Source organism: Staphylococcus sp. GDY8P45P, assembly GCF_017892745.1.
Taxonomy (GTDB): domain Bacteria; phylum Bacillota; class Bacilli; order Staphylococcales; family Staphylococcaceae; genus Staphylococcus; species Staphylococcus cohnii.
Genome location: NZ_JAESLS010000009.1, coordinates 235,971 through 250,114 on the forward strand (window position 1 = coordinate 235,971; position 14,144 = coordinate 250,114).

Genomic DNA, 14,144 nt, shown 5'->3' on the forward strand with positions numbered 1-14,144 from the left:
ATGAGAATTACAGAGTTATTAACTCAAGAGACAATAGCTATGGATCTTTCATCAACTGATAAGAATGGTGTCATAGACGAATTAGTGAATCAACTGGATAAAGCAAAGAAATTAAACGATGTATCAGTTTTTAAAGAAGCTATTTATAACCGTGAAGCGCAAAGTACGACTGGTATTGGAGAAGGTATTGCGATACCACATGCTAAAGTAGCAGCGGTAGATACGCCTGCCATCGCTTTTGGTAAATCTAAAGCGGGTGTAGATTATCAAAGTTTAGATATGCAACCGGCGCATTTGTTCTTTATGATTGCGGCTCCAGAAGGTGGCGCACAAACGCATTTAGATGCATTAGCAAAACTATCAGGTATTTTAATGGATGATAAAGTACGAGAAGATTTACTAAATGCAACGTCTCCTCAATCTGTGTTACAAATCATTGATAAAGCTGATGATGAAGCTACAGAAGAAGTAGAAGAAGATACTGAAAGCTCTGTTGCACCAGCTGACACAAATGAACCCTATATATTAGCAGTTACAGCTTGTCCAACGGGTATAGCACATACTTATATGGCTCGAGATGCTTTGAAAAAACAAGCTGAAAAAATGGGCGTTAAAATAAAAGTAGAAACAAATGGATCTGGCGGTATAAAAAATCATCTCACGAATGAAGATATCGAACGTGCTACTGGTGTTATTGTAGCGGCAGATGTACATGTTGAAACAGCGCGTTTTAATGGTAAGAATGTTGTTGAAGTACCGGTAGCTGATGGTATTAAACGCCCAGAAGAATTAATTAATATTGCTCAAGATACTTCTCGTAAACCGTTTGTAGCGAGTGCTGATTCAAGTAAAGTACAATCAGAAAGTAATGAAAAACAAGGTGTGGGCAAGACAATTTATAAACATTTGATGAACGGTGTTTCTAATATGTTACCACTTGTTATAGCTGGTGGTATTTTAATGGCTATCGTGTTCTTGTTTGGTGCAAACTCGTTTGATCCAAAAAGTTCAGATTACAACGCATTCGCAGAACAATTGTGGAATATAGGTAACAAGAGCGCCTTTATGTTAATTATTCCTATACTTGCTGGTTATATAGCACGTAGTATTGCGGATAAACCAGGTTTTGCAGCTGGTTTGGTTGGTGGTTTGTTAGCTAGTACAGGTGATTCAGGCTTTATCGGCGGCATACTTGCAGGTTTCTTAGCAGGTTATTTAACATTAGGCATCAAGAAATTAACAAATGGTATGCCACAATCTCTAGAAGGTTTAAAACCAACTTTAATTTTCCCAGTATTCTCTGTATCTATAACAGGTTTACTGATGATTTATGTTTTAAATCCTCCAGCATCTTGGTTAAATAATTTATTGCTGAATGGATTACAAAGTTTGTCAGGTACTAATATTATGTTATTAGGACTTGTTATTGGTGCGATGATGGCTATTGATATGGGAGGTCCATTTAATAAAGCAGCTTACGTATTCGCTGTAGCTGCATTGACAGAAGGTAATGCAGCACCAATTACAGCAGCGATGATTGGCGGTATGGTGCCACCGATTGCTATTGCAACAGCAATGTTACTGTTCCGTAAAAAATTCACTAAAGAACAAAAAGGTTCTATTGTTCCAAACTATGTGATGGGATTATCCTTTATTACTGAAGGAGCAATACCTTTTGCCGCAGCTGACCCTATTCGTGTAATCCCGTCTATGATGGTTGGTTCAGGTGTAGCAGGTGCAATTGCATTAGGCTTAGGATCATCCATTCAAGCACCACATGGTGGTATTATTGTTATATTAGGAACAGACTTTAGTCACGTATTGCAATCATTGATAGCAATCATTATTGGAGCTATCATAGCAGCAGTTATTTATGGTATGTTAAAACCAAAATTAACTAAAGAAGAGATACAAAATTCAGAAGCGATGAATGATTAAAATTACAGAGATTCATAATGAAAAGCCAGAAGAAACTCATGATTGAGTGAAACTTCTGGTTTTTTATTATTTGCTTTTGAATATAATATAAGCGTTGAATTTGGTAAAATAAATTACAAGTGATGCAAGAAAATTTTAACCCAAAATAATTGAAAAGAAGGTAATATAAATGGTTGAATATGTAATTGAAAATGGACGAATATATACTGAAACTGAAACCATTGATTGCGGTTATATCATCATTAAATCTGGTAAAATTGCTGGTTTAGGTGTAGGAAAGTATGAAGGTGATTTACAAACGATAGATGCACAAGGGCATCATATTCTACCTGGTTTTATTGATATTCATATGCATGGTGGTTACGGGGAAGATGCAATGGATGCATCGATGACGGGCTTAAAACATTTGTCAGAGTCATTGTTATCTGAAGGTACAACGAGTTATTTAGCAACTACAATGACACAATCAGATGAGAATATTACAAATGCGCTCAAAAATATAGCTGCATATCAAACACAACAAGATACGTTAAATACAGCTGAAATTGTGGGTATCCATTTAGAAGGTCCGTTTATTTCTGAACATAAAGTAGGCGCGCAAAATCCTGGTTATGTCCAACGGCCTTCAGTGGAAAAATTAAAATACTTCCAAAATATAGCGAACAATCACATCAAAGTTATCACATTTGCACCTGAAGTCGATGGCGCTAAAGAAACATTGGCAGCTTTTAAAGATCAAATTATATTTTCAATTGGACATACAGTTGCGACATTTGATGAGAGCAATGAAGCGGTGGAAAACGGCGCCAAACACGTAACGCATTTATATAATGCTGGTACACCTTTTGAACATAGAGAACCAGGACTATTCGGTGCGGCATGGGTTAATGATAAATTGAACACTGAAGTTATTGTCGATGGGATTCACTCACATCCTGCTGCTGTAAATATCGCATATAAACAAAAAGGAAATGAACATTTCTATTTAATTACAGATGCTATGCGAGCAAAAGGCATGCCAGATGGAGAATATGATTTAGGTGGCCAAAATGTCATCGTAAAAGACTCAGAAGCACGTTTAGTTTCAGGAGCATTAGCAGGAAGTATTTTAAAAATGAATACTGGTTTGCATAATCTTCTTAAATTTACAGGTGATTCATTGGATAATCTATGGCGTGTCACTAGTTTGAATCAGGCAATTGCTTTAAACATTGACGATAAAAAAGGTAGCTTAAAAGCGGGTAAAGATGCAGATATTGTCATCGTGAACGATGATATTGAAGTTCAAACAACTATCAAAAATGGTGAAATACATCAATTTCTTAAGTAATCATTATTTTAGAATAAATAAATATTATTTAGGACAAATGATGTAAAATTTAGAAAGTTGACGCGAAGGTAATTTTGCGTTTAAATGGTACATTAGGTGAATATAAATTTTAATATGTATAAATTACTTTCGAAACAACTATTATGATAAAATAAAAGAAATGCGTATTTTTAGGGAGGTGTTACAATGGGAAGGATTTAGCATATAATACAAACTTTAACAATTATATAATATTTTATAAGCAGTCACCTATTGTGACACAAAATTTGGAGGTGAATCCCTAGAAATAGGGAACTAATTGGAAACAGTGACCATAATAAATTTAGTAATATTCTTTTTTTTAATAGCATTAACTACAGTCTTCGTAGGATCAGAATTCGCATTAGTTAAAGTGCGTACTACTAGGATTGAACAACTTGCAACAGAAGGCAACGGTAGTGCACGTGTTGTTAAAAAGATGATTAAAAACTTAGACTATTACTTATCAGCATGTCAATTGGGTATTACCGTGACATCTTTAGGATTAGGTTGGTTAGGTGAACCAACATTTAACAAGTTGCTACACCCATTATTTGAATTAATCCATTTACCTGAAGCACTAACGACAACTTTTTCATTTATAGTAGCGTTTATCATTGTGACATATTTGCATGTTGTCTTGGGTGAATTAGCACCGAAAACGCTTGCTATCCAATATACCGAAAAATTGGCACTATTTTATGCTAGAACGCTATATTATTTCGGATTTATAATGAAGCCATTAATTTGGTTAATGAATGGTTCAGCAAGAATGATTATTCGTATGTTTGGTGTGGATCCTGATGCAAATAATGATGCTATGTCAGAAGAAGAAATAAAAATTATAATAAATAATAGTTATAATGGCGGAGAAATCAATCAAACAGAATTAGCATATATGCAAAATATCTTTTCTTTTGATGAAAGACATGCTAAGGATATCATGGTACCGCGTACACAAATGGTTACACTAAATGAGCCATTTAATGTAGATGAATTATTAGAAACAATTAAAGAACATCAATTCACGCGTTATCCAATTACAGAAGATGGCGATAAAGACCATGTAAAAGGGTTTATTAACGTAAAAGAATTTTTAACCGAGTATGCTTCTGGTAAACCGATGAAAGCAAGTAACTATATCCACGATTTGCCAATGATTTCCGAAACTACTAGAATCAGTGATGCGCTTATCAGAATGCAGCGCGAACATGTTCACATTAGTTTAATTATTGATGAATATGGTGGTACTGCAGGTATTTTAACCATGGAAGATATATTAGAAGAAATTGTCGGTGAAATTCGTGATGAGTTTGACGATGATGAAGTCAATGATGTTCTCAGACTAAGTGATAATAAATACCAAATTAACGGTAGAGTGTTATTAGATGATCTAAACGATCAATTTGGTATTGAATTTGAGGATTCTGAAGATATAGATACAATTGGTGGTTGGTTACAAGCACATAATACCAACTTACAACCAAATGATTATGTAGATACACAATATGATCGTTGGGTAATATCGGAAGTGGATAATCATCAAATTATCAATGTTATCTTAGAGTTTGAATATCATGAAACACGTCCAACTCGAGAAGAAGATGAAGACGAAGAAAATAGTGATAATTAAGCTGCGAATGATGATAATTCAGTGATGTTTGAGTTTTTAACATAGCAATTATCATTTGCTAGCAAAATATCACCATATATTTTGCACCATACGCATACAACTTGTATTATAAAAATGAGTAAGTATTGCAAAAACTGGGACATCAATCAATGTCCCAGTTTTTTTATAATCATCTTAATAGAAAAATTATGTGAATAGGGTTTTTTTATTTAAAGGATGAAAATATATATTTATACTAATAAAGAGGAGGATAAATTTATGATAGAAGATACATATTATTTAAATAATGGTTATCCTATGCCGAAAATCGGTTTGGGTGTTTACAAAATCACTGATGAGGAAATGGAAAAAGCGATATCTAGCGCTTTAGATATCGGTTACCGTGCTTTTGATACAGCTTACTTTTATAAAAATGAAATTGCATTAGGCAACGCTTTGAAAAAATCCGATGTACCTCGTTCTGAATTGTTTATTACTTCAAAGATATGGAATGATTATCAAGGATATAATAAAACAATTGAATTTTTCACAAAATCTATAGAGAATTTAGGCACTGATTATTTAGATTTATTTTTAATACATTGGCCATGTGAAGAAGATGGACTTTTTATTGAAACATATAGAGCGATGGAAAAATTATACAAAGAAGGTCGAATACGCGCAATTGGTGTATGTAACTTTAAGCAACATCATTTAGAAAAATTGATGGCTGAGACAGAAATTACGCCTACAGTAAATCAGGTGGAGGTACATCCTTATTTCAATCAGCATGAATTACAAGATTTTTGTGATAAGCATGATATCGCCGTGACAGCTTGGATGCCGCTCATGCGAAACCAAGGTTTACTTGAACATCCTATCATTGTTGATATTGCCGAACGTTATAGTAAAACACCTGCGCAAATCGTGTTGCGTTGGCATTTAGCACATAACCGTTTGATTATACCTAAATCTAAAACGCCAAAACGTATTAAAGAAAATTATGAAATTTTTGATTTTAATTTAGAATTAACAGACATTGCTGAAATCGATAATCTAAATCGAGATGCACGTCAAGGTAAAGATCCTGATCAAGTGCGTATAGGTGATTTGAAATAATTTATTTAAAGTAGCAAGTTTAAATCGTTTTATCAGCATGTGTTGCTGAATAATAATTACAAAATTAATAAGTGGCAATTATAATCAATGGTCTATCTTCTGTAACATATTCCTAAAAGGTTGTAAGCCGATTATTTTATATCGTGTAAGATAGAGAATTGTTTTAATGACACTTAATTCTCTATCTTATTTTTTTAATTTTACTAATATTAGGTTTTGTTTCCATTTCTGACAAATAGTTGATAAACTAGATGGACAAAGTTACAACTTTTTACAAAAAAGATATAGAGCAATATTTATGTATATATATATAATCTGTTTTATTAGAAAAATTTGAAAATTGTATTTTAGATTTTCTTTATTATACAAATCATTGATGTTCTCTGTTTTAGCAATTTTTTTAAAAGCGTGTAAGTTTTATAATTGAATATTAAGGAAATATAAAAATTATGTAAATCTAAATGAAAAGAATGGCGAAATAACTGTAATTATTGGTAAAGTGAAATTGAAGTAATTGAAATGAAGGTGTTTATTATGCAGATAAGAGTTATAGTGCCATGTTATAACGAAGGTGAAGTAATATTAAAAACATACCATAGGTTAACTGAAATACTAGAAAAAGATAGTCTTAACCGTCACTATAACTATGATTTACTATTTGTAGATGATGGTAGCCATGATAAAACGATTAATTATATTCAAGAAATGGCAGCTCATGATGAACATGTGAAATATATTTCGTTCAGTAGGAATTTCGGTAAAGAATCAGCGATGATAGCCGGTTTCCAACACAGTGTGGAATGTGATGCTGTTGTGATGATTGATGCTGATTTACAGCACCCGCCAGAGCTTATACCACAGATGATTGATAGTTATTTGGATGGCTATGATCAAGTCGTCGCAAAACGTGATAGAACAGGTGAAAAACGTTCGAGAAAATTTTTAACTAAATGTTATTATAAAATGATTAATCACTTTGTTGAGGATATTAAATTAGAAGATGGCGTTGGAGATTTTAGGTTGCTTAGTCAACGCGCACTACACTCACTAACATCGTTAAATGAATATAATCGTTTTTCAAAAGGATTGTATGAATGGATAGGTTATAATACTAAGGTTTTCACTTATGAAAACGTTGAAAGAGAAGAAGGTACATCTAAATGGTCATTTGGTAAATTATTAAACTATGGAATAGATGGCTTGATTTCATTTAATAATAAGCCGTTACGGGCTATGATTTATTTAGGACTTATCGTATTTTTTGTGAGTCTACTTTATATTGTATTTAGTTTTGGTAATATTATGATTAATGGTGTGAAAACACCAGGGTACTTTTCAACAATTGCAGCTATTTTATTACTTGGAGGTATCCAACTTATTTCAATAGGTATTGTAGGCGAATATATCGGTAGGATATATTATGAAGTAAAACAGCGCCCAAAATATATTGTTCAAGTAACTAATTTGAAACCAATACACAAAACAACAGGACTGGGCTCTGAAATAGAAATGTCTGAATATCCAGAAGAAACAGAAGAAAATAATGAAAACAGAATAAATAGAGAAGAGCATTTTTATGTACCGTCACATAAGGTGGAAACTGAAAAAAATAAGACGCTCGTTAAACACAGGTAATTCTAGCTCTCAGTCTATGCTAAAAGCGTAGGTTGAGGGCTTTGTGTATAAACAGAATGATTATCACGATTTTGACCTTACATGCTTGGAGATATGATTTGAGGCTGTAGTCTTTCACGCATATCAATCTCAAGCATTAGCACATTACAAAATTGTATAAGAGCCAAATTAGTTAAATACTCTTAAAAGCAAAAATAAAAATGTTATAGTCAAAGAAATTTTGATACAGAAGTAATGTTTAGTTTTATAAAGGTTGTTTTAGATTTTAGGTTATTGTTGAACCCATACACACAAAGTGAAACAATAACTAAGGTTTATACGAATGACATTTTACGAAAGATAGATCATAAACCCTCAAGATAATAACACTTTAAAAAACAAAAAACGCCAATTTCTATAGTATGTTAATAGAAATTGACGCTTATTTTTGTTTTAGATTTTAGTATTCCTGAGTGCTTTCACTATATAGTCATCTTCTGTCGATATAGAAACTATGACATTAAGTTTCAGGAATTTCTTTTAAAACTAAAAATTTAACAAACCAATTATTTTTTACGTAATTTACCCAAAATAAATGATAAAAGGGCAACAAGAATAATTGTTCCAAGTAGTGCAGGGAAGATAGCGATACCGCCTAAGTGCCAACCCCAATCACCTAATATCCATGAACCTAGTGCAGAACCTACGATACCAGCAATAATATTACCTAAAATACCTCCTGGGATATCTTTACCGACGATACCACCAGCAATCCAGCCAATCAAACCGCCGACAATTAACATAATAATAAATCCAAACATAAGTATACCTCCTTTTTAAATATCATCATCAATTACTACATACCACAAAATATAATTTGCTAATCATTTTTTTGAAAAAAATATATTCTGCCATAATAAAAAAAGTAAGAATAATAAATGTACAATAATAAAGGCATACCAATAAGGTGTTAATAAAGGCATGATTGTAAAAGATAATACAATAATAATTTGCCCAATCACTACTGGTTTTCGAATACGATTCAAGATTTTAATTTGTTCTTTTTCATGTGTTTGGAATGTACTATAGAACAATAAAGTTGCACCTATGAGAAAAATAGCTGGAGCTAAATACGGAATGGACATATAGTAAGAATCTTTACTTGTATCGAATGAAAGGATTAAAGACGTACTCATGATAATCGTTAAAATAAAACCGATAAATTTTTGATCAGTTATCACATATGTTTTTGTTTTTTTATTGAGATACAATTGCAATAATGTCCAAATAATCAATTGGGTGCAAGTGTAGAATGTTATGTAATCGTATTTACCAACAAAGACTAAATTGATGATACTGTTAATAGTTATTGATAAAAGAATAGAGCTAAACTTAAGTTGTTTGAAATTCTGACGATATAAATCAATACCGAGTATGATTACTACCGTAGCTATATTTATGATTATATTTATTAGCATGTTGCTCTCCTAACCTAGATACTTCACTGCAACATTATATCAATTAAGTTAGATTTAATCATTTAATAACAGTTGATGTTTTAAAAAATTATAAGTCATTATCCGACATATTGTAAAAATGTTATTATTTTTAATAATTATATTTACAGTGACAATCATTGCTATATTTAATGTACAAAAGAAAAACCGGTTTATTGTATAGACAAAGAGCATTATACAACGAATCGGTTGATTTACTCAATTTAAACACCTTTTTTATTACTCCAAAGTAAAGTGTGTAATTGAGGTAATACATATACATTATTCATGTCACTACTATCCATAACACGATTGACAAGGGCTTCATATAGTGAAAGTAACTTTTCTGTATGAGATTCGACATATTCTCCATCTAGATATGGATTCCCAACTTGTAAATAAAATGGCACATTAGGATATCTATGATGAATCATTTTTGCGAATTCAAAGTCATCGTCATCAAAAATAACTATTTTGAGATTGAGTGTTTCTGGCTTACATTTAGCAATGACATCATCTAATATAGGTAAATTTGGTTTCATCATTGAACTAGGTGGTTTTGGACTAATTGTTAAATCATCAATTTGTGTCATCCATGGCTGGAATTTGCTTCCTTGGGTTTCTAAAGCGCTTTGTATACCTTTTTCTTCGAATAAATCGACTAAGGCTTGAATACCTTTTATTAAAGCTGGATTACCTCCTGAAATTGTTACGTGGTTAAATGATTCACCTGCAATGTCATATAATTTCTCATAAATCTCTGTTGCATCCATCATGCGTATTTCTTCTTTAGCACTGCCATCCCATGTAAAACTGGAGTCACACCAACTACAACGGTAATCACATCCGGCTGTACGTACAAACATGGTTTTACGACCGATTACACGGCCTTCACCTTGTATCGTTGGACCAAAAATTTCAAGCACAGGTATTTTACTCATCATTTAGCTCCTTTGGTCGATATATGACATAACTTGTTGGCGTTTCTCTAACATAAACTTGTAAGCATTGTGGTTTGTTTGGTCTTTGATCTAATGAGGATTGGACCATCTCATATATCGTTTGTGCAACAATTTCAGTCGATGGACTTTTACCTTCAAATTGAGGTAACTCATTCAATAATTGGTGGTCGAATTGTCCGTGAACGAGTTGCTTCAATTCACTAAAATTCACTAAAAATCCATTATGGTCTACGGTATCTCCACCGATTGTTAAGTTGACAAAATAAGTATGTCCATGCGTACGCATGCATTTTCCAGCGTCTTCACTTGGGATATAATGTGCAGCTGAAAAATTAAAATCCTTATTAAGTTCAAATTGGTAATTGTGGTTCACACTCGGATAATTTTGTTGGAACATATTAATTCGCTCCTTTTTCTTTTAAATAAGCATTAAGACCACGTGCGCGTAATTTACAGGCAGGGCATTCGCCGCAACCTTCACCAATAATACCGTTATAACAAGTTAACGTTCGATTTCTAACATAGTCTAATACACCGAGCTCATCACTCAATGCCCATGTTTGTTTCTTATCAAGCCACATTAACGGTGTATGAATAACGAAATCTTTATCCATAGAGAGCGAAAGTGTAACGTTCATTGACTTTATAAAGTTATCCCGACAATCAGGGTAACCAGAAAAGTCTGTTTCACATACGCCTGTGATAATATGTTTTGTATTTGTTTGATAAGCTAGGGCGCCAGCAAATGATAAGAACAACAAGTTACGTGCAGGTACAAAAGTGTTTGGCATACCGTCTTCATCTTCATCTATATCGATGTCATGTTGTGTGAGTGCATTAGGAGTGAGTTGAGATAATAGTGACATATCAAGTACATGGTGTTCGACTGCTTGCTCCTTGGCGATTTGTTTTGCAACTTGAATTTCTGTATCGTGCCTTTGTCCATATTCAAAAGTTACTAAGACTACTTCATCAAAATGTTTTTTTGCCCAAAATAAACAGGTTGTACTGTCTTGGCCCCCGCTAAAAACGACGATGGCTTTATTATTGTTTAATGGCTGTTGTGTCATTATAGTTTACACTCCTTAAAATATCGTGCTAGCTTTGCCATATAAAACTTATGACGCCATAAAAAAACGCCTATCTCTATAAAAAGATAGACGTCGTTCAAGTGTCTAGTTTTTTATAGAGGGTGTCAGCTAGAAACCTCTGTTATATTTATACCGTGACTAGAATAATACATTTAAGCTGTAAAATCAAGTTGAGATTTGGGATAATGACTATATTAGAACAATATATAATTATAATTGAGGTGATTCAATGCTACTTGTAATCGATAATAAAGACTCATTTACCTATAATATCGTGGACTATCTCAAACAATGTTATTCAGAGGCAATCACAGTGATTGATGTGGACGAAATTAATATAGAAAAGCTGATCAATATGAAACCGTCAGTAATTGTAATATCGCCAGGACCGGGAACGCCGTCAGATTATCCGATTTTAAATGAAGTCATAACACAATTTATGAACCATGTACCGATTTTGGGTATATGTTTAGGATTTCAACAAATTATTACTTATTTTGGTGGGCACATCGTAAAGAACTATAAGCCTGTCCATGGCCATACAACTTTAATTACGCATACAGGCAAAGGTATTTTTAAAAATTTACCAAAATCATTTAATGTAATGCGTTATCATTCATTAATGGCTGATATACATACATTTCCTGGAGAGCTAACCGTGACAGCAACCAATGATAAAGGGATTATTATGGCTTGTGAACATCGAGTATTTGCTGTTTATGGTGTCCAATACCATCCCGAATCATTTTTGAGTGAATACGGTATCGACCAAATTAAATTATTTATTGAAAGTGTGGAGGCACATCATGCAAGTAAAATTTAATTATCAATATTACATAAATGAAACACAAACCGAAACTTATCAATACCTATTTAAACAATGTGTATGTAAAAAAATAGCATATCAAAAGCAGGACATTGGAGCAGTCATTCAATTTGCTGAATTACATCAAGGCAAAGGGGAGTATGTAGCTTTATATTTACCATATGAAGCGGCAAGTTTTTTTAACGATCAGTTAGCAACAGTAACTCCCGATGGGGTATTCGTTTATGCTGCTGCATATGTATTTGAAGCAGTAGACGATGGCATAAATGAGCAAAATGTTACATATCAGCGTAAATATAACTTTGAATTTCAATATGAACATGCGCAAATGATTGAACATATAAAACAAGTACAAAAAGCGATTGTTGAAGGCAATACATATCAAGTTAATTATACAACGAGATTGAGTGATGATATACAAGGTCCGATTTCTGAACTTTACCATGTACTACAGGGTGGGAATCATGGCCATTATTCAGCACTGATTGATACAGAAGAAGTTCAAATTGCATCATTATCACCAGAGTTATTTTTTCAATATGGGCCCTTTAAAAATCAATCAAATATTGTATTAAGCAAACCCATGAAAGGGACAATAGCTAGGGGAGAAACAGAATTAGAAGATAAGGAACATTTTGAAAAATTAAGAAACTCTACCAAGGATAGAGCGGAAAATGTAATGATTGTTGATTTGTTGCGTAATGATATAAGTAGAGTAGCCAATACTGGAACAGTTAAAGTATATAAACCGTTTCATATTGAAAGATATCAAACAGTTTATCAAATGACATCCATGGTAACTGGACAATTACCAAATCATATGCGTTTATTGCGTGTTCTAGAAGCCATTTTCCCCTGTGGTTCAATTACCGGTGCACCGAAACTGAATACAATGAAATATATTAAACAATTAGAGCAAACACCAAGAAATGGTTATTGTGGAACTATAGGCTTATTGCTACCTGATGGGAAATCTATTTTCAATGTACCTATTCGAACAATTCAATATATTAATGGGAAAGCTGTTTACGGCGTTGGAGCAGGTATTACCATTGATTCTAATCCAGAATCTGAAGTGCAAGAATTTATAGATAAGACAAAAATATTGGAGAGATTATAATGCAGTTATTTGAAACATTACGATTAGATTCTGGCAATTTTTCAAGGCTGACATATCATTATGACAGAATAAAACATTCGGCAAATCAATTCCAAATGACTTTCGAAGATGAGCAATGGAACAAAACGATTTCGGAAATTAAAGGCTTATATTTTACAGGAACTTATAGAGTGAAAATTATATTACATCCTAATGGTGTTTTTAAATATGAAGTTGCTGAATTACCTCAAAAAGATAGCTTTACGGCAAAAATTGTACCATTAACCACAATTCAAGATAAACGAGTACTTACGAATAAAACAACAAATAGGGATCATTTAGCGCATAATCATGAAACTGATCTCATCTTACTCTATGACAAATCAGGAAAAATATTAGAATTTGATATTGGAAATATTATGATCAAAGAAAGAAATTATTATTATACACCAGTATATAATGAAGACTTTTTAAAAGGATGTAAGAGACAAGAGTTAATAGAAGAAGGTAAATTAATTGAAAAAGATTATAGTTTGACAGATTTTAAGCACAAGTTAAGGCAAAATCAAATTCAAGTTTTTCTGATAAATAGTTTGAGAGAGGTTGCCGATGTTACAATAAATCTATAGAATATAGAAAGTATAAGAAAAATATTAATTTTAATTCTAATAATTGTGATAAAACGTTGTTGCGAGTGTGTTTGATATCAATAGTTGGAAGTATCAAATATGCCACACATAGATATGGTTTAACTGTATGAGGTGAATTAAGATAAACAAAGTTATACGAGTCTTAAAAAATCTAATGTCAGCAAGCGAGGCAAAATAATGATATTGATTTGGATCTTATTAATTATTACGCTAATCGGCCTTACAAAATGGTATGTAACCTATTTAATGAATCAACATAAATATTCTGCTACTAAGTTAATCATCACTATTTCATGTGCTATTCAGTTGATATTTATCTATGGTTTAGTTAAAGAATTAATACGCTACTTAACACAAATATTAAATGTATTTTATCGATAGTCACAAAT

General features: G+C 32.5%; 14 protein-coding genes. 9 read left to right on the forward strand and 5 right to left on the reverse strand.

Going from position 1 to position 14,144, the window contains the following annotated elements:
- From KA873_RS10995 to KA873_RS11015, 5 genes are all read left to right on the forward strand, one after another.
- Entirely contained in the window at window positions 1-1,938 is a 1,938-nt protein-coding gene (locus KA873_RS10995) for a PTS fructose transporter subunit IIABC (protein ID WP_107384462.1), read from the forward strand.
- A 169-nt stretch (window positions 1,939-2,107) separates the two neighbouring features.
- Complete coding sequence (nagA, locus tag KA873_RS11000) at window positions 2,108-3,268, forward strand: N-acetylglucosamine-6-phosphate deacetylase (protein WP_107384461.1); 1,161 nt, start codon at window positions 2,108-2,110, stop codon at window positions 3,266-3,268.
- Window positions 3,269-3,566: 298 nt separating this feature from the next.
- On the forward strand, window positions 3,567-4,919 hold the full coding sequence (locus tag KA873_RS11005) for a hemolysin family protein (protein ID WP_210140378.1): 1,353 nt from the start codon (window positions 3,567-3,569) through the stop codon (window positions 4,917-4,919).
- 258 nt (window positions 4,920-5,177) lie between these two features.
- A complete protein-coding gene (locus KA873_RS11010; protein WP_119517610.1) occupies window positions 5,178-6,017 on the forward strand; it encodes an aldo/keto reductase in 840 nt (279 codons plus the stop codon).
- 534 nt (window positions 6,018-6,551) lie between these two features.
- Complete coding sequence (locus KA873_RS11015) at window positions 6,552-7,652, forward strand: glycosyltransferase family 2 protein (RefSeq protein ID WP_107384459.1); 1,101 nt, start codon at window positions 6,552-6,554, stop codon at window positions 7,650-7,652.
- Window positions 7,653-8,197: 545 nt separating this feature from the next.
- Here KA873_RS11015 and KA873_RS11020 read toward each other — a convergent pair.
- The 5 genes from KA873_RS11020 to queC form a co-directional block, all read right to left on the reverse strand.
- Entirely contained in the window at window positions 8,198-8,452 is a 255-nt protein-coding gene (locus tag KA873_RS11020; RefSeq protein WP_107384458.1) for a GlsB/YeaQ/YmgE family stress response membrane protein, read from the reverse strand.
- Window positions 8,453-8,515: 63 nt separating this feature from the next.
- Entirely contained in the window at window positions 8,516-9,109 is a 594-nt protein-coding gene (locus KA873_RS11025; RefSeq protein ID WP_107384457.1) for a hypothetical protein, read from the reverse strand.
- 242 nt (window positions 9,110-9,351) lie between these two features.
- Window positions 9,352-10,068, reverse strand: a complete 717-nt coding sequence (gene queE / locus KA873_RS11030; RefSeq protein WP_107504983.1) for a 7-carboxy-7-deazaguanine synthase QueE — start codon at window positions 10,066-10,068, stop codon at window positions 9,352-9,354.
- Window positions 10,061-10,486, reverse strand: coding sequence for a 6-carboxytetrahydropterin synthase QueD (gene queD, locus KA873_RS11035; RefSeq protein ID WP_107384455.1), 426 nt, complete (start codon window positions 10,484-10,486; stop codon window positions 10,061-10,063). The genes queE and queD overlap by 8 nt, the downstream gene beginning before the upstream one ends.
- Window position 10,487: 1 nt before the next feature.
- Window positions 10,488-11,159: a 7-cyano-7-deazaguanine synthase QueC gene (gene queC, locus KA873_RS11040; RefSeq protein WP_107384454.1), complete on the reverse strand. Its 672-nt coding sequence runs from the start codon at window positions 11,157-11,159 to the stop codon at window positions 10,488-10,490.
- A gap of 250 nt (window positions 11,160-11,409) precedes the next feature.
- Between queC and KA873_RS11045 the strand changes: the two genes are divergently transcribed.
- The 4 genes from KA873_RS11045 (at window position 11,410) to KA873_RS11060 (ending at window position 14,136) form a co-directional block, all read left to right on the forward strand.
- Entirely contained in the window at window positions 11,410-12,003 is a 594-nt protein-coding gene (locus tag KA873_RS11045) for an anthranilate synthase component II (protein WP_210140379.1), read from the forward strand.
- A complete protein-coding gene (locus KA873_RS11050) occupies window positions 11,987-13,126 on the forward strand; it encodes a chorismate-binding protein (RefSeq protein ID WP_107386255.1) in 1,140 nt (379 codons plus the stop codon). The genes KA873_RS11045 and KA873_RS11050 overlap by 17 nt, the downstream gene beginning before the upstream one ends.
- Window positions 13,126-13,734 carry an aminotransferase class IV gene (locus KA873_RS11055; protein ID WP_210140380.1) on the forward strand — a complete coding sequence of 203 codons (609 nt, stop codon included), beginning with the start codon at window positions 13,126-13,128 and terminating at the stop codon, window positions 13,732-13,734. The genes KA873_RS11050 and KA873_RS11055 overlap by 1 nt, the downstream gene beginning before the upstream one ends.
- A 198-nt stretch (window positions 13,735-13,932) precedes the next feature.
- Complete coding sequence (locus KA873_RS11060; RefSeq protein WP_213014055.1) at window positions 13,933-14,136, forward strand: hypothetical protein; 204 nt, start codon at window positions 13,933-13,935, stop codon at window positions 14,134-14,136.
- Window positions 14,137-14,144 lie beyond the last annotated feature (8 nt).

What these genes read in the sequence shown, in the direction of transcription:
- KA873_RS10995 (WP_107384462.1), top strand. Translation starts at nt 1, where the DNA reads ATGAGAATTACAGAGTTATTAACTCAAGAGACAATAGCTATGGATCTT.
- nagA (WP_107384461.1), top strand. Translation starts at nt 2,108, where the DNA reads ATGGTTGAATATGTAATTGAAAATGGACGAATATATACTGAAACTGAA.
- KA873_RS11010 (WP_119517610.1), top strand. Translation starts at nt 5,178, where the DNA reads ATGATAGAAGATACATATTATTTAAATAATGGTTATCCTATGCCGAAA.
- KA873_RS11015 (WP_107384459.1), top strand. Translation starts at nt 6,552, where the DNA reads ATGCAGATAAGAGTTATAGTGCCATGTTATAACGAAGGTGAAGTAATA.
- KA873_RS11020 (WP_107384458.1), bottom strand. Translation starts at nt 8,452, where the DNA reads ATGTTTGGATTTATTATTATGTTAATTGTCGGCGGTTTGATTGGCTGG.
- KA873_RS11025 (WP_107384457.1), bottom strand. Translation starts at nt 9,109, where the DNA reads ATGCTAATAAATATAATCATAAATATAGCTACGGTAGTAATCATACTC.
- queE (WP_107504983.1), bottom strand. Translation starts at nt 10,068, where the DNA reads ATGAGTAAAATACCTGTGCTTGAAATTTTTGGTCCAACGATACAAGGT.
- queD (WP_107384455.1), bottom strand. Translation starts at nt 10,486, where the DNA reads ATGTTCCAACAAAATTATCCGAGTGTGAACCACAATTACCAATTTGAA.
- queC (WP_107384454.1), bottom strand. Translation starts at nt 11,159, where the DNA reads ATGACACAACAGCCATTAAACAATAATAAAGCCATCGTCGTTTTTAGC.
- KA873_RS11045 (WP_210140379.1), top strand. Translation starts at nt 11,410, where the DNA reads ATGCTACTTGTAATCGATAATAAAGACTCATTTACCTATAATATCGTG.
- KA873_RS11050 (WP_107386255.1), top strand. Translation starts at nt 11,987, where the DNA reads ATGCAAGTAAAATTTAATTATCAATATTACATAAATGAAACACAAACC.
- KA873_RS11055 (WP_210140380.1), top strand. Translation starts at nt 13,126, where the DNA reads ATGCAGTTATTTGAAACATTACGATTAGATTCTGGCAATTTTTCAAGG.
- KA873_RS11060 (WP_213014055.1), top strand. Translation starts at nt 13,933, where the DNA reads ATGATATTGATTTGGATCTTATTAATTATTACGCTAATCGGCCTTACA.